Below are 24,648 nucleotides of genomic sequence, written 5' to 3' on the forward strand. Positions count from 1 at the left end.
GGGTCATTCGTGCCTTTCAGTGGATTGGCTGTCAGTTGACTGGCCAATCCGAAGACAATGCCATTCTCCAGAAAATTTGGTATTGGTCGAATATTGGTCAGCATTGACCGGCGCCATTTCCACGACTGCCCAGTCAGGGAGCGCGTGATGAAAAGATTCGGCGCAGCAATGTTCGATACTTCGAAGCACCACAGACAAGCTTGAACGCTCGCCTGACTGCGTCAGTTGTCAACAGGAAGACCTCTCGCTCGGCGCGGTCACTGAGATTGTTTGAGCCGCCTCGGAAGCGTCTCATTGCAATCTCCAATCAGCTTTCTGATTTGCACCCGAGCAGCGCGGATGCTCAACGTTAACACTGGAGACGTACGCCCTCTGATGCGGCGATCCTTGCACATTGCTCGTTTCCTGAACGTTAAACAAATCAGAATTTAAGTGGGTTGTTACTTTCATTCGCGTCATTAACGCTCGTTCGAGAATGCGCCAGCGTATTCCCGATTGAGCCGAGGTAAGCAAAAGCCGAAATCGATGAATAGGATGGCACTTCACAACGCTCTCCGATTGGTATGCAACGTATCACGACACACCTTTTATTCTTAGCTCAGCAAGCGCGGTCCAATAAGATGCTAGCAAACCGATAAGTTAGTGCAACTCATAGTTCCAGAACTTCGCAAGAAGCAAGATTTACAGTGCTCACTCATAGTCCACGGATGCGAATACATCAAGGCGCATCTTTTCGTCGCGGCTCTTTATCTTTGCAACAAAAGCGGTTATTGGTTGCTAACGTCATGATCCTGACTTGAGGTTTTTCCAGGCGTTGCGCGATATTTTTGGACCGCTACATGTCGGTTCATCACGTTGTCGTGATGCGTTGAAATCCACGCGCTCGCTGTCGGCCGACCTGCATCGCATTGCTCCGAGCAAACCCTCGGGCAAGACCTTTCGTGGGAGTTTTCAATGCTGAAGCAGCCAAGCGAACTTCCTACCATCGCGCGGCGTATTGCGGCGGGCGAGTTGCTATTGACGGGCGCCTCCGATGACATGGTGATGAAAGAGCTCAGACTGTCGAAAGTGACCGTTCGGCGATATCGCAAGCTCGTCGAATCGGGAGGTCTGGATGCATTAAAGCTGATGGGAGTGGGTGGGCGCGAATCGGCGCTGGGTGCCGATGGCTACCTGCAGATCGCCGCCGTGCTTCAGGAATCAGCGCGAGTCTACGGGTTCGAAAGCGACGGGTGGACGAATGCCCGCGTGCGACTGCTGATTGAGAGGAAGTTCGGGGTGCGCTTCTCTCGCGTCTATGTTTGGCAACTCGTCACCAATCTTGGCCTGGGTCACGTACTGACGAAGTCAAGGCGATAGCTGGGCGGTTCACGCGGCGCAAGGTTGACCGGGCAATGGCCGCGAGTTTCGAAGTCTATGGTTACATCAAACACCTTGAAACAGGTGCGACTGTATCCATCCCGCCGGTCTCACGTATCAATAGTGACCGGCTTCGCGGATACCGCCAGGAGTGAAGCATTGAAGGTGGTCATCCCGGCCTCAATGAGCCGCTCGGCTTATCGCCTCCTTTTCGAAAAGGAACGTTCATGTCCTGGTTCGCGCAAACCTTAAGGCAGTATCCGGAAATCGCAGTTTTCCTCTCTCTGGGCATCGGCTACTGGGTCGGAGGTAAAAGCTTCAAAGGCTTCAGTCTCGGTGCGGTAACCGCGACCCTGCTGGCAGCCATCGCCATCGGCCAGTTCGGCATCACCATCTCGGCTAACGTCAAGTCGGTCTTCTTTCTCATGTTCCTGTTTGCCGTTGGCTACGGCGTGGGGCCGCAATTCGTACGCGGCATTGCAAAGGACGGGTTGCCGCAGGCACTTTTCGCGGTCATACAGTGCGTGCTTTGCTTGGCCATACCCGTGGCGGCCGCGAAGATTGCCGGCTACGACATCGGCTCCGCCGCGGGCCTGTTCGCCGGGTCGCAAACTATCTCCGCATCCATGGGCCTGGCGACCGATGCGATTAACCGGCTTGGGCTGGCTCCGGACGAAGCCAAAAAACTCCTCGACGCCATGCCGACTGCCTATGCGGTGACGTACATCTTTGGCACCATCGGGTCGGCACTCATCCTGGCGACACTGGGTCCGATGCTGCTTCGTATTGACCTCGTCGCCGCCTGCAAGGAATATGAGGCGCAACTCAGCGGCGGTCAGGAACGCGGGGGCGAGGGTCAGGCCTGGCACCAGTTCGAGCTTCGCGCATACCGCATTGCGCCAGACGGTCCGGCTGTTGGCATGACGGTAGCGGCTGCCGAAGCAAGTGTGCCGGCGGGAACGCGGTTGTTCATTCAGCGAATCCGCCGCGGCGCCGAGATTTACGATGCGACGCTTGATTTCAAGTTGCAGGCAGGGGACGTCGCCGCTGTGGGAGGGCGACGGGAGCAACTGGTCGCGCTGCTGTCGCCGCGCGGTGGTGAGATGGACGACCCGGAGCTGCTCGCAGTGCCGGCAGAAGGCGTGGATATCTACGTCACTTCGAAAGCCGTGGATGGCAAGACGCTGGAGGAGCTCGGGCATCTGCCCGGCGCCCGCGGTATTTTCCTTCGGAGAATCAAGCGTGGACCGACCGAGACGCAGATTCCGGTTCTGCCAAAGACCATATTGCACCGCGGCGACACAATAACGATTGTCGGGCGCACTCAAGACACCGCTGCAGCCGCGAAGGATATCGGCGTGCTCGACCGGCCCACCAGCGTGGCCGACATTGCATTCGTCAGCCTTGCTATCACCGCTGGCGCGCTGATTGGCTCGCTGGTTCTGAGGGTTGGCGCCATACCTCTTACTCTCTCGACATCCGGGGGAGCGCTTATCGCCGGCATTGTCTTTGGCTGGTTGCGTGCCATCCATCCCACCTTTGGCCGCATCCCGGAGCCCACGGTCTGGTTCATGAATTCCGTCGGGTTGAATGTATTCATCGCAGTCGTCGGCATTACGGCAGGACCGGGATTCGTTACCGGTCTCCAGCAGCTCGGCGTAAGTCTCTTCCTGTGGGGAATTGTCTGCACCACGGTGCCGCTCATCATGGGGATGTTCATCGCCAAGTATGTTTTTCACTTCCACCCGGCCATCCTGCTCGGCGTGTGCGCCGGGGCCCGCACGACGACCGCAGCGTTAGGCATGCTGACCGACGCGGCAAAGAGTCAGGTGCCCGGACTCGGCTACACCGTGACCTACGCGGTGGGAAACACGCTTTTGACCATTTGGGGCATGGTGGTCGTCATGCTTCTTTCGTAGCAAGCTCGCGCGTCGACCCTTATCCGAATCGTTTGCGGAGGTGACTGATGGCCAAGCATGAAAAGAAAGAGAAGGAGGCGGCGGGACACGGAGCGCTCGCTGCTCTTAGCCCGTTTGAACTCAAGGACGAGCTTATCAAGGCGGCCGGAGGCGCAGCCGTGGAGCGGCCGGCGAACGTCTCGATGCTCAACGCCGGGCGCGGAAATCCCAACTTCCTCGCGACTATTCCGCGCCACGGATTCTGGCAGTTGGGTCTGTTCGCGATGCGTGAGTCCGAGCGCTCGTTTGCCTACATGCCTGAAGGCATCGGAGGCTTCCCGAAGCATGAGGGCCTTGCTGAACGTTTCGAACTTTTTCTGCGGGAGAACAAGGGCGTTCCCGGCATCGATTTCCTGGCTGGCGCCCTGTCCTACGTTCGCGACCAGCTGGGCCTCTCGGGCACGGACTGGCTGTACGAAATGTGTGAGGGCATTCTTGCGTCGAACTATCCTGTACCGGACCGGATGTTGAAGCTGTCGGAGGTCATCGTCGGGCAGTATCTGCGTCGCGAGATGATTGGCAAGCATCCGTTTATTGGAGAGTTCGATATCTTCGCGGTCGAAGGCGGCACGGCCGCAATGACGTACATCTTTAACACCATGCGGGAGAATCATCTCATCACGGCGGGCGACACCATCGCGTTGGGAAGACCCATCTTTACGCCGTACATCGAGATTCCAACGCTCAATGACTATCAGCTCAAGGTGGTGAACCTTGATGCCAAGGTCGAGAACGACTGGCAGTACTCGAACGAAGAGCTCGACAAGCTTCGTGACCCGAAAGTGAAAGCGTTTTTCCTGGTCAATCCGAGCAATCCGCCGTCCGTGAAGATCAGCGACGAAAGCCTGCAATACATTGCGGATATCGTTAAGGAGCGGCCCGACCTCATTCTGCTGACCGATGACGTATACGGGACCTTTGCGGACGATTTCGTGTCGCTCTTCGCGCTTGCGCCGCAGAACACGATTCTCGTGTATTCGTACTCAAAGTACTTTGGGGCGACTGGATGGCGCCTGGGCACCATCGCAACGCACAAGGACAACGTCCTCGACCGGCTCCTGGCCGAGCTTCCTGCAGACATCAAAAAAGAGCTGAACCATCGGTACGAGTCCATCACGACGGAACCGGAAAAACTCAGGTTTATCGACCGCCTTGTCGCAGACAGCCGGACGGTGGCGTTGAACCATACCGCTGGACTGTCGACGCCGCAGCAGGTCCAGATGGTGCTGTTCTCGCTGTTCTCGTTGATGGACACGCAGGACGCATACAAGACTGCGCTCAAGCGGTTGATCCGCTCGAGGAAGCGAGCGCTGTACGAAGAGGTCGGTATTTCGTTCAAGGACGATGATCCGAACCAGGTCGACTACTACACCATCCTCGACCTGAATTTTTTGGGCGAACGCGCCTATGGACCTCAATTTGTCAAATGGCTGGAGGACAACACAAAACCCTCGGAACTGCTCTTCGAGTTGGCTAAGGAGGCGCGCGTCGTGCTCTTGCCTGGCCTTGGTTTCGGCACCCAGCATCGCTCCGGGCGTATCTCGCTCGCGAACCTGAACGAGTCCGACTATCGCAAGATAGGACGGGCGCTGCGAAAGTTGATGGACGAGTACGTGGAGCGCTACAACACGGCGACGGGAAGCCATCTGAAGCCCGGGAAAGCCATTTAGCGCTCAGGCCATGAGCAGCTGCAGGCCGGACATATCGAGGGCGCGATGTCAGCTTCCGGCCTGCCTTCTACCCGTCACACGCTTTTACTGCGGCTACGACGGCCCGTGGCGAGCATGAATCGCAGGAGTAGGCGCGCAGAGGCCTGCGACAGCAGGATAAGCTCGGCCGCGAGCGATTCGGTCATGCGATTCGGCTGCATGCCGAACCGGTTGTGGCGGCGTTGCGTGTCGGACGGCGGTGCGCCTTAGCGCAGCGAGACAGCAGCGGGTGCCGTTACGGTCCGGCCGTACGGAAGAAGGCAGGTACCGAGGTCAAGCGTGACGTTGAATACCGAGCGGCTGCGCACACCTTCGCGGCCACGAAACTCTACGGTCCCGTCGGCACCCACCACAATGACCTCCTCCGCTCCGCTGCAAAGGTAGGCGTGGGTCCGGCTGTCGAGACTGGCCGCGCAGACTGCATTGCCGAACAGTACCTCCACGCATAGGTCCGGAGCGAAGGCTAAGGGATGGGTCCCTTGCTCTGCATCATCGTCGGGCCACTTCTCTTCCGGCATCCAGACCATATCGGGAACCCGGACGCCGAAAGTCCGCGTGACGATAGGCAAACGTAACGCCACGCGGGGACCCAATTGGCTGGCGAGTTGGCAAAACACGTCGGTTTTAAATATTTGATGCCAGGGGTCTTCGTCCCGAACCAGAATATCGCCGGCCGGGCTAAGTTCAAATGCGGTGTCAGCAAGGTCGCGTCGGACCGCTAACGTGCGCCAGATAGCAAGGAGAGAGTCTGGTTGTAGAAAATGCGTTTTCATTGGCGCGCTGTCCCGACGACAAATTAACTGTAGTACGCAGGCGCGCGGAGAGCGCGGGCAAATCATTGGTATTCGTGCAGCGATGTGAAGCCGCCGCCCTGGACCGCTACCGCCGGTCCGTCGATGCATCGATGAAGAATTCCTAAACAACCTGCTCCTGGGGATTTACATCCGCGGTAGCCGCTGCGAGGCGGTCGAGCAATCGCTGCAACCGATCCTGTTGCGCGCGCATTAGCCCCCGCGTCGCATAGGCCTGAAGCACCCGACCGCGCCAGTAAGCTTGCGCAAACAATGAGTTCGCACCCTCCGTGCAAAGAACTCGCTCGAGATGGCTAATTGCGACGTCAATATTTTGAGGCGTATACGGGCTCACGCCCACAGCTCCTTTTTTACTGGCGGATTTCACTGCGTTCTCTCAGTTGTAAATTTCTTGTACCTGACGCGCGTGCGTCGCTAGCGACAGCAGCCCGCTTACGTCTATCATGCGCCCATTAGTCTTATGTTTAGTACATTAAACTAAACTATGTAGCAAGATACAGTAAACGGACTTTCGAAAAACTTAGGGTTAACGTTAATTATCGGCATTATCCAAGCCCCTGCGGCCCGATAACGGTACTACCTACCGGGCGAGGCACCTCAAGTTGCCGCTCGCGCGGCATCATTCGCCCGGATCTCGCGACTCACGGCATCCGTTTGCAGCTTCAGCGGATGGACGACGGATGACGTGCGAGCGCAGTCACCTTCATCGTCATATACGGAAACAACGGCAGACCTGACAGGATGGTGTGCAGTTCGTCATGCGAGTCGACGTCGAAAACGCTGTAGTTCGCATACTCACCAACAACGCGATGTAGCTGCTGCCATTTGCCTTGCTGCTGGAGCTCTTGTGAGTAGGCTTTTTCTCGTGACTTGATTTCGTCGGCCCGAGCAGATGGCATGTCGTGTGGCAGGTGTACGTCCATTCTTACGAGATAAAGCATAGGTCTCTCATTCAAAAAGTAGGGGTCTCTCAGGTCCGCCAGCACAATAATTAGATGCGTCTATGTTGTGGGTGCCGGGTTGACTGCGCGCTCAGATATTTTTGTCGCGACGATAAAAAGCGAGCTTCTCTTCATCGATATGCAGGCCCAGGCCGGGCCCTTGCGGCAAATGAAGATCGAAGTCCCGGTATTGGGGGCGGGCCGTGACGATGTCGTCTTTCAACAAGAGCGGTCCGAACAGCTCTGTACCCCAGGAAAGCTGTGGAAGAGAGGCGAATCCGTGTGCCGATGCAATCGATCCAATGCTGCCCTCAAGCATCGTGCCCCCATACAGGGACACGCCCGCTGCATCCGCAATGGCCGCTGTACGCAACATTCCGTAGATTCCACCGGACTTCGCGATCTTCAATGCAAACACGTCCGCACATGCGCCGCGCACGAGCTCAAGGGCGTCCTCCGGACCGGTCACTGCTTCGTCCGCCATGATGGGCACGATAAAACGCGCTGCAAGTCTGGCGAGTGCTCCGCGCTGTTCTCGCGGAGTGGGTTGCTCGATGAGGTCGACGCCGGCAGCTTCGAGCGCTTCGATTCCCAGCGCTGCGTCAACCTCATTCCATGCCTGATTTACGTCTACAGTGACTTTGGCGCGGTCGCCAAGCGCGGCTTTGATTCTCGATACGTGCGCTACGTCATCACGAACGCTACGCCGGCCAATCTTCAGCTTGAACGTATTGTGGCGACGCTCGGCGAGGAGCATTTCCGCTTCCTCGATGTCCCGTTGGGTGTCCCCGCTGGCGAGCGTCCAAAGGACCGGAAGTGTCTTGCGGACAGTGCCTCCCAGCAGCGTTGAAACCGGGACGCCCAGGCGCTTGCCCTGAGCGTCCAGCAGGGCCGTTTCAATTGCGCACTTGGCAAACCGGTTTCCTCGAGCGACCTTGTTGAGCTTGAGCATTGCGTCGTTGATGTTGGTCGCATCGTGCCCGACGATTGCGGGTGCAAGGTAAGTGTCGATGGTCAGCTTGATGCCTTCGGGGCTCTCTTCCCCGTACGACAGACCGCCAATCGTGGTGGCTTCGCCAATACCTTCAATGCCATCGCTTGTGCGCAGACGGACAATAACCAGGGTTTGTTGCCGCATCGTCGCCATTGCCAGCTGATGCGCGCGAATGGTCGGGAGGTCTACGAGAATCGCTTCGACGGAGGTGATTTGGGCGTTCATACCTGAAATGGCGGAGTGGATGGGTTGCAGAAGTATTGCGCGCCCAGGAATCGCCTGTCCAACACCATCGACGTCTAGTGTCATACCCCCGAGGTATGACGCTTATCACCGCCCCGCTTCAATACGGGGTGCATACGATATCTTTTCCTCCGCGTAGAGCCGATAGATGAGTTCGAGCATTTCCTGAATGTCTCGCGACTCGTCGAGCATGCGCATGCTCATGATGATGGGGGAAACCAGAGTGGGGTCGTCCAGTTCCTTGTAGCTCACATCGTCTCGCTTCAGGCCGTACACGCTGCTTGGAACGACAGAAATGCCTTCCCCCGCTGCGACAAGTCCTAACGCAATCTGCAACTCTCGTACTTCATATATCCGCCGCGGCTTGAGACCACGGTCCTGGAATACCGAGAGCACCTGGTCTGCATAACTGGGTCGCGGCGACTTGGGGAAGATGATCAGGGTTTCGCTCACCAGATCGCTGAGAGCGAGAATGGGCTTGAGGAGAGAGAGGGGATGTCCCTCGGGGAGTGCAACAATCATCTTCTCCTCGCGAAGAATCACGCGGCGGATGTTCACGTCCTCATGTCGGATACGGCCGAAGCCGATATCAATCTGGCCGTCCTTCAGCGCCCTGATCTGGTCCATCGTCGACATTTCGTGGAGGCTGAGTTCGACTGTCGCGTTCTCGTCGCGAAAGCGCCGGATGATTTTGGGCAGCATGCCGTACAGCGTCGAACCCACGAAACCGACAGAGAGGCTGCGCTCGATGTTGCCCACGCGCCTCGTCATTGATTCGAGCTCGGCTGTCTGAGCCAGCAACTGCACGGCATGGGCATAGAAGAACTTGCCCGTCTCCGTCAGCTTCAACGGGCGCGAGTCGCGCTGGAATAGCTGAACCTCAAGCGTCTCTTCCAGTTGTTGTATCGAACGGCTCAAGGGCGGTTGGGCCATGTGCAGCCGCTCTGCCGCGCGCGTGAAATTGCGTTCTTCGGCCACAGCGACGAAATAGCGAAGATGCCGCAGTTCCATCTCAATACCTCCTGGATATAGACCAATACTAAATCAGTGTTGGACGGGGCTTTCCAGCCTCCATTATTCTCCACTTACACCTGTTTCAGCGCCAGATTATACCTTCCAGGCATATCTAAGTCGGTGCTGAATACAGGGTTAACCCCATCTAAAAATAGAGAGTTCAGGAGCAGACATGAGCGTGCAAGTGTTCAATACGAAGGAAGTGCAGGACCTGCTGAAGGCCGCTACCAACCTCGGAAGCCAGGATGGCAATGCTCGCGGCAAACAGATTGTCCATCGCCTGCTGGGTGATCTGTTCAAGGCCATCGACGACCTTGACATGACGCCCGATGAAATCTGGGCCGGCGTCCAGTATTTCAACAAGCTCGGCCAGGACGGCGAAGCAGCGTTGCTTGCCGCTGGTCTCGGTCTGGAAAAGTATCTCGACATTCGCATGGATGCCGAAGACAAGGAAGCCGACATCGGCGGCACGCCGCGTACCATCGAAGGTCCGCTGTATGTCGCCGGTGCCCCGGTGCGCGATAGCGTGTCCAGGATTGACATCGATCCCGACCAGGATGCCGGCCCGCTGGTCATCCGCGGCACGGTCACCGGCCCGGACGGCAAGCCCGTCGCGGATGCGGTAGTCGAATGCTGGCACGCGAATTCACACGGCTTCTATTCGCACTTTGACCCGACCGGCGCGCAGAGCGAGTTCAATTTGCGCGGTGCGGTCAGAACCGGGGTCGACGGCAAATACGAATTCCGTACGCTCATGCCGGTGGGCTACGGCTGCCCGCCGCAGGGCGCGACCCAGCAACTGTTGAACGTGCTCGCCCGCCATGGCGACCGTCCGGCTCATGTGCACTTCTTTGTCACCAGCGATAAGCACCGCAAGTTGACTACTCAAATCAATATTGAAGGCGACCCGTTGATTTGGGACGATTTCGCCTACGCCACCCGCGAGGATTTGATTCCGCATGTGGTTGAAAAGAGTGGGGGCACTGCGCTGGAAATGAAGGCTGATATCTACAAGGAGATTGAGTTCAACATCGAGTTGACTCCGCTGGTTCAGGGCAAGGATAACCAGCTCGTCCATCGCCTGCGAGCGTCGGCCACGGCGTAACTGCTTAGCGCGGCTGCTACGTCGACCCACTGCTGCCGCTCAATTCTCCGCAAGAATCTTTTGACACCTATGCACGTGCTCCATTGCCTGGAGCACGTGAGGGAGAGCACTCATGTCCGCCATTATTGACAAAGCCAAGCAGCTGGATGAACTGCTGCACACCGCTGTTCAGGATGACAAGCAGAGCGGTGTATTCCGCTGCCGACGCGACATCTTCACTAACGCCGATTTGTTCGAGCTCGAGATGAAGCACATCTTCGAGAGCAATTGGGTGTACCTGGCGCACGAAAGCCAGATCGCCAACAACAACGACTATTACACCACCTGGATCGGCCGCCAGCCCGTGGTTGTCACTCGCGACAAGAGCGGTGAACTGCACGCGGTCATAAACGCCTGCGCACACAAGGGTGCGATGCTGTGCCGGAAAAAGCACGGCAACAAAGGCACCTTCACCTGTCCGTTTCACGGCTGGAGCTTCGCCAACACCGGCAAGCTGCTGAAAGTGAAGGATGCGAAGACGACCGAATATCCGGTGCAATTCAATACCAACGGTTCGCATGACTTGAAAAAAGTCGCGCGCTTTCAGAGCTATCGCGGCTTCCTCTTCGGCAGTCTCAACGCAGACGTGCTGCCCCTGGAAGACTACCTCGGCGAGACCAAGGTTGTCATCGACCAGATCGTCGACCAGGCCGCGAACGGGCTTGAAGTGTTGCGGGGCAATTCGTCGTACATCTACGACGGCAACTGGAAAATGCAGATGGAGAACGGCTGCGACGGCTACCACGTCAGCACCGTGCACTGGAACTACGCCGCGACGATGGACCGCCGCAAGGTTGACGGCACCAAGGCGGTGGATGCAAACAGCTGGAGCAAGTCGGTAGCCGGCGTGTACGGGTTCGACCACGGCCACATTCTGTTGTGGACCAAAACGATGAACCCGGAAGTGCGACCGGTCTATCAGTATCGCGAAGAAATCAAGGCACGCGTGGGCGAAGTGCAGGCAGATTTCATCGTCAACCAGACTCGCAACCTGTGCCTGTATCCGAACGTGTTCCTGATGGACCAGTTCAGCACCCAGATTCGCGTGGTACGCCCCTTGAGCGTGAACCAGACCGAGGTCACTATTTTCTGCTTTGCCCCAAAGGGTGAGAGCGCAGCCGACCGCGCTACCCGGATCCGCCAATACGAGGACTTTTTCAACGTCACGGGAATGGGCACCGCTGATGACCTTGAAGAGTTCCGCGCTTGTCAAACCGGCTATGCCGGCACCACTGCGTTGTGGAACGACCTGTCGCGCGGGGCGCCGTTGTGGGTCGATGGCCCCGACGCGAATGCGAAGAGTATGGGTATCGAACCGGTTATATCAGGCGAGCGCAGCGAAGACGAAGGCTTGTTTGTATGCCAGCACGAATACTGGGTGCACGTGATGCGCGATGCACTGAAAAAGGAACAAGGGGGGGCTTTGGTATGAGCGTCGACTGCCAAAAAATCTGCGCCGTGCTGTACCGGGAAGCACGCCTGCTTGATGACCGCCAGTGGGACGAGTGGCTAGCATGCTATGCCGAAGACGTCAGCTACTGGATGCCCGCGTGGGATGACGACGACCAGCTCACCGACGACCACGAGAATCAGGTTTCGCTGATGTATTACCCGGACCGTGGTGGCCTGGAAGACCGGGTATTTCGCATCAAGACCGAACGCAGTGGCGCCTCTATGCCTGAGCCGCGTACCAGCCACAACGTCACCAATGTGGAAGTGCTGGCCGAACGCGGCAACGAAGTGGACGTGCGCTACAACTTCAGCACGCTCAGTCACCGCTACAGAATGAACGACCATTTTTTCGGAACCATGTTCGTCACCTTGCGGAATGTCGACGACGCATGGTTGATTTCAGCCAAGAAAATTGTGCTGAAGAACGACTACATCCGCCAGGTGCTCGACATTTATCACGTTTGATGTCGAGTACCGGCAGGAAACTGGAAGTGAAGGAGACAGCATGTCCAGCTACAACATTGCACTGAACTTCGAAGACGGCGTGACCCGCTTCGTCGCATGCAAGCCGGGCGAGAAGGTGCTCGATGCCGCCTTTCGCGCGAAGATCAACTTGCCAATGGATTGCTCCGATGGCGTGTGCGGTACCTGCAAGTGCCGCGCCGAGAGCGGCAGCTATGACCTTGGCGACGAGTACATTGAAGACGCGCTGAGCGAGGACGAGAAGGAGAGTGGCCTCGTACTTACCTGCCAGATGGTGCCGCAAAGCGATTGCGTGATTGCAGTGCCGGCCTCTTCCACTGCTTGCAAGACTGAACAGAGCAAGTTTGCCGCGACGGTATCGACGGTTGAGCCGCACAATGATGCGGCCGTCGTGCTCGAACTCGACGTGGATTCGGCCGCACCAGTATTCCTGGCGGGTCAGTATGTCAACATCGATGTTCCCGGTAGTGGCCAGCATCGTTCGTATTCCTTCTCATCGGCACCGGGGCAATCGAAGGTACGTTTTCTGATCAAGAGGATTCCCGGTGGCGTGATGAGCACCTGGCTTGAATCCGCCCAGCCAGGCAACAAGGTGGAGTTGATCGGGCCGTTGGGGAGTTTCTATCTGCGTGCCGTGGAGCGGCCGTTGCTGTTCCTCGCCGGCGGCACGGGCCTGGCTCCGTTCCTGTCAATGCTGGAAGTGCTGGCGCGCGCCGATTCGCAGCAGAAGGTCCACCTGATTTATGGCGTGACCCGAGACCTTGACCTGGTGCAGGTCGATGCAATCGAAGCCTACCTGGCGAAGTTGCCGAATTTTACCTACACCACCGTGGTGGCTGACACGGATTCAATGCATCCCGCCAAGGGTTGGGTGACGCAGCACATGCCGGCCGAGGCCTTGAATGAGGGTGACGTCGACGTTTACCTCTGCGGCCCGCCACCGATGGTCGATGCAGTGCGTAAGTATTTCGACGATAACGGCGTGAAGCCCAACAGCTTCCACTACGAGAAGTTCACTCCCAACGCAGCACCGAGGACCGCATGAACACGCAACGATTTGCCGGCAGGGTCATGGTTGTCACCGGCGCGGCGCAGGGCATCGGCCGCGGCGTGGCGCTGCGTGCGGCAGCCGAGGGCGCCAAGGTGCTGTTCGTCGACCGCGCGGACTTCGTCTCCGAAGTAGCCGCCGAGGCGAGCGGGGCGGACACGGTAGGGTTCGTCGCTGACCTGGAGACCTACGAAGGCGCGGCATCGGCGATGGCTTTTGCAGTGCGCCAGTTTGGCGGTATCGACATACTCATCAATGGTGTAGGCGGCGCGATTCGCATGCGCCCGTTCGCTGAGTTCGAACCTGAGCAGATTGACGCGGAGATTCGCCGTTCACTCATGCCGACGCTGTACGCTTGCCATGCAGTGCTGCCGCACCTGCTTAAGCGCGGCGGCGGAACAATCGTCAATATTTCATCGAATGCCACGCGCGGTATCCGCCGCGTACCGTATTCGGCGGCCAAGGGCGGAGTCAACGCGATGACGCAGTCACTGGCGATGGAATACGCGGAGCACAACATCCGCGTGGTCGCCACCGCGCCGGGCGGGACCGACGCGCCTGCGAGACGGGTCCCGCGAAATACGGCAGGCGACAGCGAGCAGGAAAAAGCCTGGATGGGCGACGCGGTCAAGCAGGTCACTGAATCGACCTTTCTCAAGCGCTACGGCAGCATCGACGAACAGGTCGCGCCGATTCTGTTCCTCGCTTCGGACGAGGCAGGCTATATCACCGGCACTGTGTTGCCAGTAGCCGGGGGGGACACCGGCTGACCCTTGATGAGCGCGGTCACGCAGGACAGTGGCACTCCCTATGTGACCGGTTCGTTGTCGATCGGAGGATTGGCTGGAGCGACAAACAGCGTCAAGCTTGTGGAGCAGGATGCGCTGAGGACCATCATGTGGCGATCGTATCGACGGTATTCATGCGGTCGGCGGCCAAAACGCACACGCGATAAAATGCTCCCGCCGTCGCATGGTGCATGCGTGCATCGTGGGGCCGCGACGGTCGCGTCCGACTATGCTGCGACTTTGCCGGTTTCTCCTTTGCTTCCATTTGCGAGCTTCCGCGCCCATGACTTCGATCAGCCGCATGCTTTGCGCTGTTTTAGCTTTAGCCGTATCGATTGCATCGCCTGCTTTCGCTGCTTCCACCGCTTCCACCGATGAGGCCGCGTCCTCGCCAACGGTCGCTTCATCACCGGGGCCGTCCGACAACGATGGTCCTGCGTACGGCCCCGAACTCGAGGGCTTCGACTATCCGTATCCGGTCGGCCGGTTCGCGATTTCATCGCAGCGGCAAATCGTGCGCATGGCGTATATGGACGTCGCGTCCAAGCGTCCTAACGGACGAACCGTGGTCCTGCTGCACGGCAAGAACTTTTGCGCGGCGACGTGGAAGGAGAGCATCGACGTGCTCACGGAAGCGGGGTATCGCGTGATCGCGCCGGACCAGATCGGCTTTTGCAAATCGACCAAGCCGGTGCGGTATCAGTACACGTTCCAGCAACTGGCGCGCAATACGCACGCGTTGCTTGCGGCGCTTGGGGTGAAGAAAGCGACGCTCGTCGCGCATTCCACGGGCGGCATGATTGCGGTGCGCTATGCGCTGATGTATCCGCAAGAGACCGAGCAGCTCGTGCTGGTGAATCCGATTGGGCTGGAGGACTGGAAGGCGAAGGGCGTGCCGTCCATTTCGATCGATGACTGGTATGCGCGCGAGTTGAAAACCAGCGCCGATGGCATTCGCAAATACGAGCAAGCCACCTATTACGCGGGGCACTGGGACTCACGTTACGAGCCGTGGGTGCAGATGCTGGCGGGAATGTATCGCGGTGCGGGCAAGGACGTTGTCGCGTGGAATTCGGCCTTGCTCTATGACATGATTTATACGCAGCCGGTCGTGTATGAGTTTGGGCAGATCCGGACACCCACTTTGTTGCTGATCGGCGATAAGGACACAACCGCGATCGGCAAGGATCTCGCACCGCCGGAGATCCGCCCGACGCTCGGGCGTTATCCGGAGTTGGCCAAACGCGCGGTGGAGGCGATCCCCGGTGCAAAGCTGGTCGAGTTTGCGGAGCTGGGGCATGCGCCACAGATGCAGGACCCGCAGGCGTTTCATCAGGCTCTGCTCGATGGGCTGGCAGCGCTGCCGGCGAATCGCTGAGCGTTCAAACGGCTTCCTGTCGCGCCACCGTACTGCTGCGTCCCTCGCCGCCAGGCGAAAATGCCTGGAGCTATTTTGCCGGTCATCGCAGATTGACACCGGCCATTTACCACAGGATGATTCGCCGCCTTTCCACGTAGGCAAAGCGAAAGTTCGGACATTCAAGCAGCACCCGCCATGCACTTTATGGCTAACGTTTGTTTGTGCGGATCAGAAGCGTGCGAATGTTAGAGCGGCTTCGCGACAGACTCGCCACCTATTGAGCTTATGCCGGTGCGACGGCGTCGAGCGCTTCCTCTTCCGACGGATGTGTGTGGGTCTGCCGGATTTGCTCGATCATCCTGGTTAAGACATCGAAGGCCGTTTCCGGCGTGGCCTGCGTCGGGGTTGGCTTGCTTGGGTTTTGATGTGCGATCCAATCACGATATTGCTTGATTTGCTTGACCTGTCCGATGAGATCAGAGTCAACTTCGCCTTTGAAAAGGTTGAGAATCTCACCAAACCGCCAGTACTCGACTTCACTTTCGAACTTTTCTGCCAGCCTGTTCGCATACTGCTGTGGATATCCTGCGGCCAGCAGACGGTTCGCCGTTTGCAGATGCTCGATGACGAACCGCTCGAATGTGGCGAACAGCGCCAAGATGGCAAGGTCCGCTGCTTGCTTTGCTGCATCTTCGAGGGCGGTATTTGCCTCCTCCGGAGTTGCCTCAACGAACTGTGTGCGTCGGATGAGTTCTTCATGCTGGATTTGAATCGTGCGCGTGGCGACCTTGAAGCAATCGTTCGCCACAGCAAATGCCTTATATACGGGATCCAGTGGGTTATTAAAATTCATAGTCGGACACGTCCGTGAGCAGGTCAAGAAACAGACTTTCATCAACGCGCTTTGGCCGGCGTACCCTGGCCTCGATCCAGTACCAGCCATCTCCGTCGACTCCAGAAAGCATGGGTGTCGACGACGAGGCGGTGGTTTTTCCACCAACGATAGTTTGTGTCGAAAATGCCGGACCTTTTCCAACATAGAAAAGGAACGCATGTCTCGTCACACGGCCGATCAGGTCCACTCTCCCTTGCGCGCCGATGATTTTTGATCCGACAGGCAGGATCTTGGCCACTAACACTCCGTCCTTTGATATGTGAAGGCTCGGGGCATCATATTGGGCCATTAGCTCTTCATTGAGCGTTACAGTGTCGCGTTCTACGGTTAGACCATGTTCTCTGCACCAGCCACTCACTGCCCCCAAAAAGCTCGTGACGCGCTCCACATACTCGATGGAAGAAAAGCCTGCATCTTCAGTTTTCGGTTCAGCCACTATCTGTCCTTGTATTGTCAGCATGCGCCCACTGCGGCACGCCAACGCCTGCCAGCACATTCGATATATTTGCCCGTATCAGTGAGACATGAGCAGTGTTCTCGTACTCATATCTGAGGCGTCAGGCTACCACTGAATCTGTCTCGAAATCCTTTAAGCTAGCATGTCGCCGCTTCCTTTCTAAGGACACAACCGCGATCGGCAAGGATCTTGCGCCGCCGGAGATCCGCCCGACGTTCGGGCGTTATCCAGAGTTGGCTAAACGCGCGGCGGAGGCGATCCCCGGTGCAAAGCTGGTCGAGTTTGCGGAGCTGGGGCATGCGCCACAGATGCAGGACCCGCAGGCGTTTCATCAGGCATTGCTCGCAGGGCTGGCAGCGCTTGGTGGGAATAGTAATTGACAGGGTGCTTGTAGAGACCGCCTATAGAGATCCCCTCGTGCACACGATACCCCGGCTGCCACTATGAAGACGTTCCTGCTCTATGTTGTGACCGCCATTGCCGAGATAGTGGGCTGCTATTTCCCCTATCGATGGCTGAAGGAGGGCGGTTCTCCCTGGCTGCTTATCCCCGGTGCGATGGCACTCGCACTCTTCGCATGGTTGCTCACGCTGCATGCCAGCGCCGCCGGCCGCGTGTATGCCGCGTACGGCGGCGTGTATATCGCCGTGGCGATCATGTGGCTATGGATAGTCGAACGGATTCGCCCGACTAGCTGGGATCTCGCCGGCGTCGCGATCGCGCTGGCCGGCATGAGCGTGATCGCGTTTCAGCCGCGCGGGTGATCGAGCTGAAAAAGCCAGGCGTCGAACAATTCAAAGTCAAGCCTCCAGCGCCAGCAACGCAAACGTCGCGAGCCAGTGCTCGCCCATGTAGTCACCCGCCACATGCGCCAAGCCCTCTGCAAGGTGGGCGTTCGCGGCGGCATCGAGCAAACCGATACGCACGTCGCCCGCCGGCAGCGCACGCGCGAGCGAACGCTGGCACCACGCGCGGCTGAGGTTCAGGCCGTCGAGGTGGGCGAGCTTGCCGTCACTGCGATCTGTCACAGTGGCCGGCACGAACAGCGTAGCGGGTTCGCTCGCGTCCAACCGGGGCAGGAACCGGTCGAACCAGCCGGCGAATTCGGCCGGGGGCAATACCCGCCGCATCAACTCGGCTTCCATTAGCGACGACGATAAAAACTCATCGCCGCCCGGTTCCCACGCCTGACAATCCGCATCGTTCAGATACCAGCGGCGCGCCGTATCGGCGATCAGCGTTTCGAACGCCGTGTCACCCACTTGGCGCGCATAGCCGATAGCCAGCGTCAACGCGAACGCCGTATTGAAATGCGTGCCCACCCGCAGCGGATACGTCAATTTCGGCAGGTACTCCGTGAAACGCTCGACAAACGCGTGCGCAAGCGGCGCCAATGTCACGGACCAGCGCTGGCCTTCTGTTGACTGCATCGAGTGGAGCTGGCCGGCAAGCGCGAGCAGCCATGCCCAGCCGTACGGACGCTCGAAACCACGTGCCTCCGGGCGCTGCAAGTACGCGAGTTCGGCGGCGACATTGGCATGAGTGAAATGCAAGTCGATCAACGCACGAATTTCGGGTGCTTCGGGCAACGCGGGAAAGCGGTTCACAAGCCGCGCGATCAACCAGTATCCGTGAACGCACGAATGCCAGTCGAAGCTGCCATAGAAAATGGGATGGAGGGCGCGCGGGCCTTGGGCATCGGCGGCGCTGCCCATCACGTGGTCGAGCTTGTTCGGGTATTCGCGCGTCAGGTGGCCCAGTGCGAGCCGGGCGAATTTCGATGCCAGGGCGGCGTCGAGCGTGTGATGCGTTTGATCGGACTGCGAGGTCATGCGGTTCTCCAGGAAAAACAGGCGTCCGCAATTATGGCAAGAGTTCGGCTGAGGGACCGCGTGAATAGAGAGCGTCAACGCGCGGGCAGGGCGTCGTTTTTTGTAACTCAGGGTAATTACTAAATTCTTTCAATTCGAGTGATTGTAAGGGTTCATTCTGAGTGTTTCACGCTGTCGCTCGGTTGGCCGTAAACCGTTGATCTAGTGGAAATTCAAAGCTAAGAAGGGCTTTGCGGAATTTTGATCACTTCGTGTTCTGACAAATTTCTTTCCATGGAAATTAATATGTAAGCTAAATTTTGGCTGACTGTCATATTGCATCAAGCTGCTTCTCGTCGTATAAACGTGCGCGCCAACGCAGCTCAAGGCGGCCCATCGTCGGCATGAGACCGGCGCAAGAGCGGCCACATGCCGCCGTTTTTAACACGCGACAGGAGCTTCACCCAGCATGGCCGACACCGTCCTCTCAACTTCAGCCGACACCCGGCGACGCGTTCTCGCGATCGTCGGCGCTTCATCGGGAAATCTCGTCGAGTGGTTCGACTTTTATATCTACTCGTTCCTCGCGCTGTACTTCGCGCCGGCGTTCTTTCCGAGCGGGAACCCGACCACGCAGTTGCTCAACACCGCGGGCGTGTTTGCAGCGGGTTTCCTGATGCGGCCGATTGGAGGCTGGATGTTCGGCCGTATCGCAGACAAACACGGCCGCCGCACCTCGATGATGATTTCCGTGCTCATGATGTGCGCGGGCTCGCTCGTGATCTGCTTCTTGCCGACCTACGCGAGCATTGGTGCATGGGCGCCATTCTTCCTGCTGATCGCGCGGCTGTTCCAGGGCTTGTCGGTGGGCGGCGAATACGGGACGAGCGCGACCTACATGAGTGAAGTGGCGCTGCAGGGGCGGCGCGGGTTCTTCGCGTCGTTCCAGTACGTGACGCTGATTGGCGGGCAACTTGCCGCCTTGCTCGTCTTGGTCGTCCTGCAGCAGTTATTGACCACGGAAGAGTTGAGAGCGTGGGGCTGGCGTATCCCGTTCGGGATCGGCGCGCTCGCGGCGGTCGTGTCGCTGTATTTGCGAAAATCGCTCGATGAAACCACCACCGCCGAAACTCGCAAATTGAAGGAGGCCGGTACGTTGCGCGGCCTCATGCAGCATAAAGGCGCATTCCTCACCGTGGTTGGTTTCACGGCGGGCGGATCGCTGATCTTCTATACGTTCACCACGTACATGCAAAAGTATCTGGTGAACACCGCCGGCATGCATGCCAAGACGGCCAGCAACGTGATGACCGCGGCGTTGTTCATCTACATGATCATGCAGCCCGCATTCGGCGCGTTGTCGGACCGGATTGGCCGTCGCACGTCGATGCTCTGGTTCGGTGGCCTCGCCACGTTCTGCACCGTGCCGCTCCTGTACGCGTTGAAGGACGTCACGAACCCGGTCATGGCGTTCGTACTGGTGGTGGTTGCGCTGGCTGTCGTAAGTCTCTACACGTCGATCAGCGGACTGATCAAGGCCGAGATGTTCCCCGCGGAAGTGCGCGCGCTGGGGGTGGGTTTGTCGTATGCGGTCGCCAACGCGGTGTTCGGCGGCTCGGCGGAATACGTGGCGCTGTTCCTGAAGTCGATTGGCAGCGAATCGACGTTCTACTGGTACGTGACGGCACTGTGCGCGATTTCCTGGATCGTCTCGTTGCGGATGCGCGATTCGTCGAAGGAAGGGTACTTGCGCGACGTGCCTTGATGGCATGGTTGACTTGATTCAAACCCGGCGTGAGCCGGGTTTGACGCTGAATCGTCCAGGTCGCCGCGCATGTCGTCGCTCATGTCACCTCTCACGCAACTAATCTGGCTGGCATCGCGTCGAGTGAGGCCACCGTCCTGCGCAGTCCTTCGAAAATACGGTCGGCGACCCTGGCCGGAAACCCCTCCGGCAACTCAGCCGACACGCGCTCGATAACACCCGGCGTGCGCGCAATCAGCCGCTGGATGATCGGCTCCGCATCTTGTCCATACGAGCATCGTGGCGCCATTGCGTTGAAGTGGCGGCGCTGGATATCGCGAAAAGCATAGTGACGGTTCTTACCCGACACAGCCATCGCAAGCCTGGCCTTGAACCACGACCACTGGCTCGCTCCCTTCCCCTCAACCGGCCAGATGGACATGACGTCATAAAGCGGCGTCAGCCGGTAACGTCCGCCCTGAAGCAAGCGGATGCTGAAGTTCTTCGCGTGCCCGTCCGGGGCCGCCAGCAGCCAGAAGAGTATCTGCGTGGTCAGCAGCGTTTCGATGTCTTCCCTGGCCGTCTCGGATTGCTGGAGCACTTGTGCCAGATCGATCACCCCCGGGCCACCTTCGTTTTCATACTTTTTGTGCGAGGGCAGGCCCATTACCTGGCAAAAGTCCTCTTGCGGCAGCCTCAAAATCCACTTGCCGCTTGAGTGCATCTGGCGGTCAAAGCGTTTGACGCTCAGCGCGCGTTGCCGGCCGAAGGTCTTGATCTCCGTTTCAGCAACGGGTACGCCGTAGGCGTGCAGGAGATGCATGCACAGCCATTCGTTTTCGACCGACGTGGTGAGGTCCGCGCGCCGGTTACCCACCAGGCCGAGCGGAAGCTTGAGGATATGCGTGGTGGGCGTGGCGCCATGGGGTTTCATCCACTGACCCTCGTGCCAGAGGAGCGCGGTCTTTTCCTGCGCGCCGGCGAGAGAAATCCGGAAGTCGTCTTCGTCGTCCTGAGGGCCAAAAGTGCCGCTGCCGGCAGTCTGATTCAGGAGCGTCTCGATTTCTGCGTCACTGAGCGGGGTACCATCGATCTGCTCGACGCCAGTGGGCTCTTCGTCGACGCCCAGGAGCTGGACCGCGCCCACGCAGTCCCGGCCAATGGCCTGTAAAAGATCAAACGCATCCAGCGTGTCGGTGCGGAACCGCTGGCCGATTCGCTTTCGAATGGCATCGCTGTCCGGCAGCAGGTTGTCGAAGTAGTTGAGCACCCGATCGCCTTTGAGCGGGGCGTTATCGAGCGGGATGGGCAACGAGAGCGAGAGGGGCCGGCTGAGCTCGGAGGCAGCCCACTCGGGGTCGTAGGCGAGTTCCATCGGGCCGCGAGTCGGAATGTTCCAGACGCCCATGCGTACGCCGTTGACCCATACCGACAGCGCTCGGGAATGTGGTTTGCGTCCTGCCATTACCACTCCAGTGCAGACGGAGGGGAGGTTGGAACGGACGAACCCTTGTCCAGAACCTGAAGTTGCAGCCCGTATGCACCAAAAAGCGTCAGCAACTGATTGAGTGTCAACGCAGCGGCATCGGTTTCGAGCGTTGATATGCGGCTTTGGCTGACGCCGAGCCGCGCGGCCGCCTCGGCCTGGGTGAGGCCCGCGCGCCGGCGGCCGGCCGCCAGAACCTGACCCATCTGGTAAGGCGTTGTGATGGTCTGCTGCATGGCAATTATCTCTCACACGAATAAAAGCAATTTATTCGTTTAACAGATATTTGTCAATTATGCGTGTGGCAGATATTTGGCATTTATCTGTCACACGCATAATTGGCGTTTATTCGTGTGACAGATATTCCTGGAGACACCGGCATCAAACGATGCTGGAGGCCTGAGGGGATCAAGTTTTTGCGCCCCTGTGCCCGCAATTACGCGCCTCTGTGCGCGTGGGTTGCCGTTAAACCACGGGTTTGCTGTTGATTCTGCTAGTTTTTACCGCCTGCTCAGACAAAACGCGCATTATTGAGATAACGGTAAGATTGCGATCAGATGCCTACTTAGGCGACGCCCCGATCACGATCCGGCTCGTCGCCGTCATGACGGGCTCGCCAGGACCTGAGCGTCAAGCGCATGTGAACCAGCTGCGCGGCGCTTGCGAGTCCGTCTGCTTGGAGACTAGCCCATGGAAGATTTCGATGAAACGCTGTACCTCGTGTGGCGAGCCAACCTGAACGTGCTCGCAGGATCGCCGGCTGGCGGCGCGAGGATTGCCCGCATGATGAGTTTTTCCCCGTCGTACATGAAACTGATCTTGGCCGGAAGGCGGGATTTCAGTGAGGAGTTCGTGCGCGGGGTGGAAACCGTCACTGGCTTGCCGCCGCGCTGGCTGGACGAGCGCCGCGACCGGCGCGACATTCCGCTGGAGACCCAGCGCGCAATGGACGAGGAAACGCCCGCTGCCGTGTTCCGCGGCAATGCACATCCGGCCCCCAAGCGGCCCGTGCTGCGTGGGCCGGAACCGCTCCTCTCTCAGACGGAGGCGACCCGGCGCATCGCCGACCAGGCACTTCAGCAGGTGGAGACGAATCGGCGCGACCAGATGTTCCGGCGCAACCGCGACCTGTTGCTGACTGATCTGCGCCGCGTGGAGCGGCAGCTTTCGATGGTCCAGCTTGATAGCATCAGTGCGAAGGCGGACGATCTGCGCGCGTCGGGCAAACTGGACGATCCGGTGAAAGCCGATCTTGCCGGCCGGATCGAGCAGATCGACAAACACCGCGCCATGCTGATGCAGCATGTCGATAAGCTGGCCCTGCTGCTGACCGGTCTCGACGACTAGAGCGGACTAACGCGTCCGTTTTCCGTGACTGTTGCGACGTTCCGGCTCCAGGGCAGGTTCATGATCGACCGAGATCGCGACCGGATCGCTTGCGGGAAAACTCTCGTCCAGCGCTTCGTCCAGGGCAGCCTCGCGATGCTTTGCGTCTGCCGGCGTTTCCGGCTTGCCGTGCGGTAGTGTTTTCGGTTGCGCCATGGCAACGCTCCTTCAATGAACCAGCAGATTTTCACTATAGCAGCGCGAAGGTGCGCGCGCTGTCATGCGTTGGCATCGGTATCATAATCCGCAGGTCCGGGGTTCGAATTCCTGATTCGCCACCAGCATCTAAAAGGCTCTGTGAACTGCGGGTTATTCCGCAGGGCCTTTTTCTTTTACAGGTCCTTCTCGGTGCAGATACGGTGCAATACGCGGTGCCACCCCAACGAGGAGCACCATGGCTGCACTAACAAAAACACCCTCGGGAACTTGGAAAGCGACTATCCGGGGCGTCGGATGGCCCACTGCCGTAAAAACGTTCCGAACCAAGCGCGATGCTGAAGATTGGAGCCGCCGAACGGAAGACGAAATGGTTCGCGGCGTTTTCATTCAGCGTGGCCCTTCCGAAAGGACAACGATCGCAGACGCGCTGGACAGATACGAACGCGAAATCGTTCCGACGAAGAAAGTGAGCACACAGCGACGCGAGGCTGCACGGCTTCGACTAGTAAAACAAAGGTTTGGACAATACTCGTTAGCCGCCATAACTCCCGATCTCGTTGCCAAGTTTCGGGACGCTCCCTTTGCCGAAGGAAAAGCAGACAACACAGCCCGCTTGGAGCTCGCGCTTCTCGGCCACCTTTTCACGATCGCCATCAAAGAATGGCACATCGGCCTGGTGCCAACCCTGTTACCAATATTCGGAAGCCGAGCCCCGGCGAGGGGCGGGCGTTTCTCTGGCCAGCGCCGAAACCAGCGCGTTTTCCGGCGGCATCATGCCCCACACCAGCGCTTCTTTTCTTTCTGCTGAGTAGGCTTTCATTCGCCCTGATTTTACCGCCCCCGGACCACGTCTATAAGAATCAGAAAACACGACAACTATTCTGACGCCGGGGGCATTCGGCAACCTGCGTGTCAGGAAGTGCGTGTATGCCCCAGCAAGCCCAACGCTGCGCCGAGTTGGAGAGCGGCGCCGACACCTTGAAGCGCGCGCGACCAGTTCAGCATAGCTGGGCTTTGCGCGACCCCGCAGAGTATGGCGGGATCGAAAATATCGCCAGGCCAGCAAACAGAATTCGCCGGCGACCAAGTCGATCAGCCAGCTAACCGGTCGGTAGCAGTATGCTGCGAAGCTGAGGACATACACGCTCACCACCCATTCGATATCGGAAAACGCCGCATGCATGTCCTGAGCGGTCGCCGGAAGCGACACAGCGACAATGTTTGCATCCAGCATGATCAAGAACGAAATGCCTGAGCAGCAAAGCAATGTACGTCTTAGAAGTCTTACCCGAGAACCACTAGAATCTCTACAGGCAGCCAACAATCAATTTGATAGCGATGCCCCCCCTGGAGCGAAGCAAACCTCGTTGCGTCCTCTTCCGACCACAAACAGTGGGACGACCGG

General features: G+C 58.5%; 23 protein-coding genes and 2 pseudogenes. 14 read left to right on the top strand and 11 right to left on the bottom strand.

The window, feature by feature from the left end:
* Positions 1-954 precede the first annotated feature (954 nt).
* The 3 genes from FH08_RS0124390 to FH08_RS0124400 all read left to right on the top strand — a co-directional run bounded on the left by FH08_RS0124390 (position 955) and on the right by FH08_RS0124400 (position 4,987).
* Complete coding sequence (locus tag FH08_RS0124390) at positions 955-1,359, top strand: helix-turn-helix domain-containing protein (RefSeq protein ID WP_031360873.1); 405 nt, start codon at positions 955-957, stop codon at positions 1,357-1,359.
* Positions 1,360-1,586: 227 nt separating this feature from the next.
* Positions 1,587-3,278, top strand: a complete 1,692-nt coding sequence (aspT, locus tag FH08_RS0124395) for an aspartate-alanine antiporter (RefSeq protein WP_031360874.1) — start codon at positions 1,587-1,589, stop codon at positions 3,276-3,278.
* Between the two features lie 47 nt (positions 3,279-3,325).
* A complete protein-coding gene (locus FH08_RS0124400; RefSeq protein ID WP_031360875.1) occupies positions 3,326-4,987 on the top strand; it encodes a bifunctional aspartate transaminase/aspartate 4-decarboxylase in 1,662 nt (553 codons plus the stop codon).
* Positions 4,988-5,232: 245 nt separating this feature from the next.
* Here the strand turns inward: FH08_RS0124400 and FH08_RS0124410 are convergent, their stop codons facing one another.
* The 4 genes from FH08_RS0124410 to FH08_RS0124430 form a co-directional block, all read right to left on the bottom strand.
* Complete coding sequence (locus FH08_RS0124410; protein WP_063771227.1) at positions 5,233-5,799, bottom strand: Uma2 family endonuclease; 567 nt, start codon at positions 5,797-5,799, stop codon at positions 5,233-5,235.
* Between the two features lie 701 nt (positions 5,800-6,500).
* Positions 6,501-6,779 carry a muconolactone Delta-isomerase gene (gene catC / locus FH08_RS0124420; RefSeq protein ID WP_031360878.1) on the bottom strand — a complete coding sequence of 93 codons (279 nt, stop codon included), beginning with the start codon at positions 6,777-6,779 and terminating at the stop codon, positions 6,501-6,503.
* A gap of 91 nt (positions 6,780-6,870) precedes the next feature.
* Positions 6,871-7,998, bottom strand: a complete 1,128-nt coding sequence (locus FH08_RS0124425) for a muconate/chloromuconate family cycloisomerase (RefSeq protein WP_031360879.1) — start codon at positions 7,996-7,998, stop codon at positions 6,871-6,873.
* Positions 7,999-8,103: 105 nt separating this feature from the next.
* Positions 8,104-9,027, bottom strand: a complete 924-nt coding sequence (locus tag FH08_RS0124430; RefSeq protein WP_031360880.1) for a LysR family transcriptional regulator — start codon at positions 9,025-9,027, stop codon at positions 8,104-8,106.
* Positions 9,028-9,202: 175 nt separating this feature from the next.
* Here FH08_RS0124430 and catA point away from each other — a divergent pair, with 175 nt between their 5' ends.
* The 6 genes from catA (at position 9,203) to FH08_RS0124465 (ending at position 15,323) form a co-directional block, all read left to right on the top strand.
* A complete protein-coding gene (gene catA / locus FH08_RS0124435) occupies positions 9,203-10,135 on the top strand; it encodes a catechol 1,2-dioxygenase (RefSeq protein ID WP_031360881.1) in 933 nt (310 codons plus the stop codon).
* A 112-nt stretch (positions 10,136-10,247) separates the two neighbouring features.
* Positions 10,248-11,606, top strand: a complete 1,359-nt coding sequence (locus FH08_RS0124440) for a Rieske 2Fe-2S domain-containing protein (protein WP_031360882.1) — start codon at positions 10,248-10,250, stop codon at positions 11,604-11,606.
* Complete coding sequence (gene benB / locus FH08_RS0124445) at positions 11,603-12,091, top strand: benzoate 1,2-dioxygenase small subunit (protein ID WP_031360883.1); 489 nt, start codon at positions 11,603-11,605, stop codon at positions 12,089-12,091. The genes FH08_RS0124440 and benB overlap by 4 nt, the downstream gene beginning before the upstream one ends.
* A 40-nt stretch (positions 12,092-12,131) precedes the next feature.
* A complete protein-coding gene (gene benC, locus FH08_RS0124450) occupies positions 12,132-13,154 on the top strand; it encodes a benzoate 1,2-dioxygenase electron transfer component BenC (protein WP_031360884.1) in 1,023 nt (340 codons plus the stop codon).
* Positions 13,151-13,927, top strand: coding sequence for a benzoate diol dehydrogenase BenD (benD, locus tag FH08_RS0124455; protein ID WP_031360885.1), 777 nt, complete (start codon positions 13,151-13,153; stop codon positions 13,925-13,927). The genes benC and benD overlap by 4 nt, the downstream gene beginning before the upstream one ends.
* A 301-nt stretch (positions 13,928-14,228) precedes the next feature.
* The gene (locus FH08_RS0124465; protein ID WP_081889557.1) at positions 14,229-15,323 is read left to right on the top strand and encodes an alpha/beta fold hydrolase; all 1,095 of its coding nucleotides are present in this window, start codon (positions 14,229-14,231) and stop codon (positions 15,321-15,323) included.
* Positions 15,324-15,588: 265 nt separating this feature from the next.
* On the opposite strand, the gene FH08_RS0124470 is transcribed toward FH08_RS0124465, so the two are convergent.
* Together FH08_RS0124470 and FH08_RS0124475 are read right to left on the bottom strand one after the other, a co-directional pair.
* Entirely contained in the window at positions 15,589-16,158 is a 570-nt protein-coding gene (locus FH08_RS0124470; RefSeq protein WP_152602906.1) for a hypothetical protein, read from the bottom strand.
* The gene (locus FH08_RS0124475; RefSeq protein WP_031360888.1) at positions 16,148-16,660 is read right to left on the bottom strand and encodes a hypothetical protein; all 513 of its coding nucleotides are present in this window, start codon (positions 16,658-16,660) and stop codon (positions 16,148-16,150) included. Before FH08_RS0124475 ends, FH08_RS0124470 begins: the two co-directional genes overlap by 11 nt.
* Positions 16,661-16,818: 158 nt before the next feature.
* Between FH08_RS0124475 and FH08_RS0124480 the strand changes: the two are divergent.
* Both FH08_RS0124480 and FH08_RS0124485 read left to right on the top strand, forming a co-directional pair.
* Positions 16,819-17,037: pseudogene (locus FH08_RS0124480) on the top strand (alpha/beta fold hydrolase); the annotation flags it as partial.
* Between the two features lie 63 nt (positions 17,038-17,100).
* Entirely contained in the window at positions 17,101-17,421 is a 321-nt protein-coding gene (locus tag FH08_RS0124485; RefSeq protein WP_031360890.1) for a YnfA family protein, read from the top strand.
* 36 nt (positions 17,422-17,457) lie between these two features.
* Here FH08_RS0124485 and FH08_RS0124490 read toward each other — a convergent pair whose 3' ends face one another.
* Positions 17,458-18,489: a DUF2891 domain-containing protein gene (locus FH08_RS0124490; RefSeq protein ID WP_035567059.1), complete on the bottom strand. Its 1,032-nt coding sequence runs from the start codon at positions 18,487-18,489 to the stop codon at positions 17,458-17,460.
* 448 nt (positions 18,490-18,937) lie between these two features.
* Between FH08_RS0124490 and FH08_RS0124495 the strand changes: the two genes are divergently transcribed.
* Positions 18,938-20,233, top strand: coding sequence for an MFS family transporter (locus tag FH08_RS0124495; protein WP_031360892.1), 1,296 nt, complete (start codon positions 18,938-18,940; stop codon positions 20,231-20,233).
* A 91-nt stretch (positions 20,234-20,324) separates the two neighbouring features.
* Here FH08_RS0124495 and FH08_RS0124500 read toward each other — a convergent pair whose 3' ends face one another.
* Entirely contained in the window at positions 20,325-21,677 is a 1,353-nt protein-coding gene (locus FH08_RS0124500) for a type II toxin-antitoxin system HipA family toxin (protein WP_031360893.1), read from the bottom strand.
* Entirely contained in the window at positions 21,677-21,934 is a 258-nt protein-coding gene (locus FH08_RS0124505; protein ID WP_031360894.1) for a helix-turn-helix domain-containing protein, read from the bottom strand. The genes FH08_RS0124500 and FH08_RS0124505 overlap by 1 nt, the downstream gene beginning before the upstream one ends.
* A 454-nt stretch (positions 21,935-22,388) precedes the next feature.
* On the opposite strand from FH08_RS0124505, the gene FH08_RS0124510 reads away from it, so the two are divergent.
* A complete protein-coding gene (locus FH08_RS0124510; protein ID WP_031360895.1) occupies positions 22,389-23,045 on the top strand; it encodes a hypothetical protein in 657 nt (218 codons plus the stop codon).
* Positions 23,046-23,051: 6 nt separating this feature from the next.
* Here the strand turns inward: FH08_RS0124510 and FH08_RS0124515 are convergent, their stop codons facing one another.
* Complete coding sequence (locus tag FH08_RS0124515; protein WP_031360896.1) at positions 23,052-23,240, bottom strand: hypothetical protein; 189 nt, start codon at positions 23,238-23,240, stop codon at positions 23,052-23,054.
* 238 nt (positions 23,241-23,478) lie between these two features.
* Here FH08_RS0124515 and FH08_RS53515 point away from each other — a divergent pair.
* Positions 23,479-23,969, top strand: a pseudogene (locus FH08_RS53515) (site-specific integrase); the annotation flags it as partial.
* On the opposite strand, the gene FH08_RS52985 reads toward FH08_RS53515, so the two are convergent.
* Complete coding sequence (locus FH08_RS52985) at positions 23,932-24,483, bottom strand: hypothetical protein (RefSeq protein WP_200878783.1); 552 nt, start codon at positions 24,481-24,483, stop codon at positions 23,932-23,934. The pseudogene FH08_RS53515 and the gene FH08_RS52985 overlap by 38 nt on opposite strands.
* Positions 24,484-24,648 lie beyond the last annotated feature (165 nt).

Source organism: Caballeronia sordidicola (assembly GCF_000729995.1).
In the GTDB taxonomy this organism is placed as follows: Bacteria; Pseudomonadota; Gammaproteobacteria; order Burkholderiales; family Burkholderiaceae; genus Caballeronia; species Caballeronia sordidicola_A.

Bases quoted from the DNA above. Each gene is read 5' to 3' on its own strand.
- FH08_RS0124390 (WP_031360873.1), top strand. From the start codon at position 955: ATGCTGAAGCAGCCAAGCGAACTTCCTACCATCGCGCGGCGTATTGCG.
- aspT (WP_031360874.1), top strand. From the start codon at position 1,587: ATGTCCTGGTTCGCGCAAACCTTAAGGCAGTATCCGGAAATCGCAGTT.
- FH08_RS0124400 (WP_031360875.1), top strand. From the start codon at position 3,326: ATGGCCAAGCATGAAAAGAAAGAGAAGGAGGCGGCGGGACACGGAGCG.
- FH08_RS0124410 (WP_063771227.1), bottom strand. From the start codon at position 5,799: ATGAAAACGCATTTTCTACAACCAGACTCTCTCCTTGCTATCTGGCGC.
- catC (WP_031360878.1), bottom strand. From the start codon at position 6,779: ATGCTTTATCTCGTAAGAATGGACGTACACCTGCCACACGACATGCCA.
- FH08_RS0124425 (WP_031360879.1), bottom strand. From the start codon at position 7,998: ATGAACGCCCAAATCACCTCCGTCGAAGCGATTCTCGTAGACCTCCCG.
- FH08_RS0124430 (WP_031360880.1), bottom strand. From the start codon at position 9,027: ATGGAACTGCGGCATCTTCGCTATTTCGTCGCTGTGGCCGAAGAACGC.
- catA (WP_031360881.1), top strand. From the start codon at position 9,203: ATGAGCGTGCAAGTGTTCAATACGAAGGAAGTGCAGGACCTGCTGAAG.
- FH08_RS0124440 (WP_031360882.1), top strand. From the start codon at position 10,248: ATGTCCGCCATTATTGACAAAGCCAAGCAGCTGGATGAACTGCTGCAC.
- benB (WP_031360883.1), top strand. From the start codon at position 11,603: ATGAGCGTCGACTGCCAAAAAATCTGCGCCGTGCTGTACCGGGAAGCA.
- benC (WP_031360884.1), top strand. From the start codon at position 12,132: ATGTCCAGCTACAACATTGCACTGAACTTCGAAGACGGCGTGACCCGC.
- benD (WP_031360885.1), top strand. From the start codon at position 13,151: ATGAACACGCAACGATTTGCCGGCAGGGTCATGGTTGTCACCGGCGCG.
- FH08_RS0124465 (WP_081889557.1), top strand. From the start codon at position 14,229: ATGACTTCGATCAGCCGCATGCTTTGCGCTGTTTTAGCTTTAGCCGTA.
- FH08_RS0124470 (WP_152602906.1), bottom strand. From the start codon at position 16,158: ATGAATTTTAATAACCCACTGGATCCCGTATATAAGGCATTTGCTGTG.
- FH08_RS0124475 (WP_031360888.1), bottom strand. From the start codon at position 16,660: ATGCTGACAATACAAGGACAGATAGTGGCTGAACCGAAAACTGAAGAT.
- FH08_RS0124485 (WP_031360890.1), top strand. From the start codon at position 17,101: ATGAAGACGTTCCTGCTCTATGTTGTGACCGCCATTGCCGAGATAGTG.
- FH08_RS0124490 (WP_035567059.1), bottom strand. From the start codon at position 18,489: ATGACCTCGCAGTCCGATCAAACGCATCACACGCTCGACGCCGCCCTG.
- FH08_RS0124495 (WP_031360892.1), top strand. From the start codon at position 18,938: ATGGCCGACACCGTCCTCTCAACTTCAGCCGACACCCGGCGACGCGTT.
- FH08_RS0124500 (WP_031360893.1), bottom strand. From the start codon at position 21,677: ATGGCAGGACGCAAACCACATTCCCGAGCGCTGTCGGTATGGGTCAAC.
- FH08_RS0124505 (WP_031360894.1), bottom strand. From the start codon at position 21,934: ATGCAGCAGACCATCACAACGCCTTACCAGATGGGTCAGGTTCTGGCG.
- FH08_RS0124510 (WP_031360895.1), top strand. From the start codon at position 22,389: ATGGAAGATTTCGATGAAACGCTGTACCTCGTGTGGCGAGCCAACCTG.
- FH08_RS0124515 (WP_031360896.1), bottom strand. From the start codon at position 23,240: ATGGCGCAACCGAAAACACTACCGCACGGCAAGCCGGAAACGCCGGCA.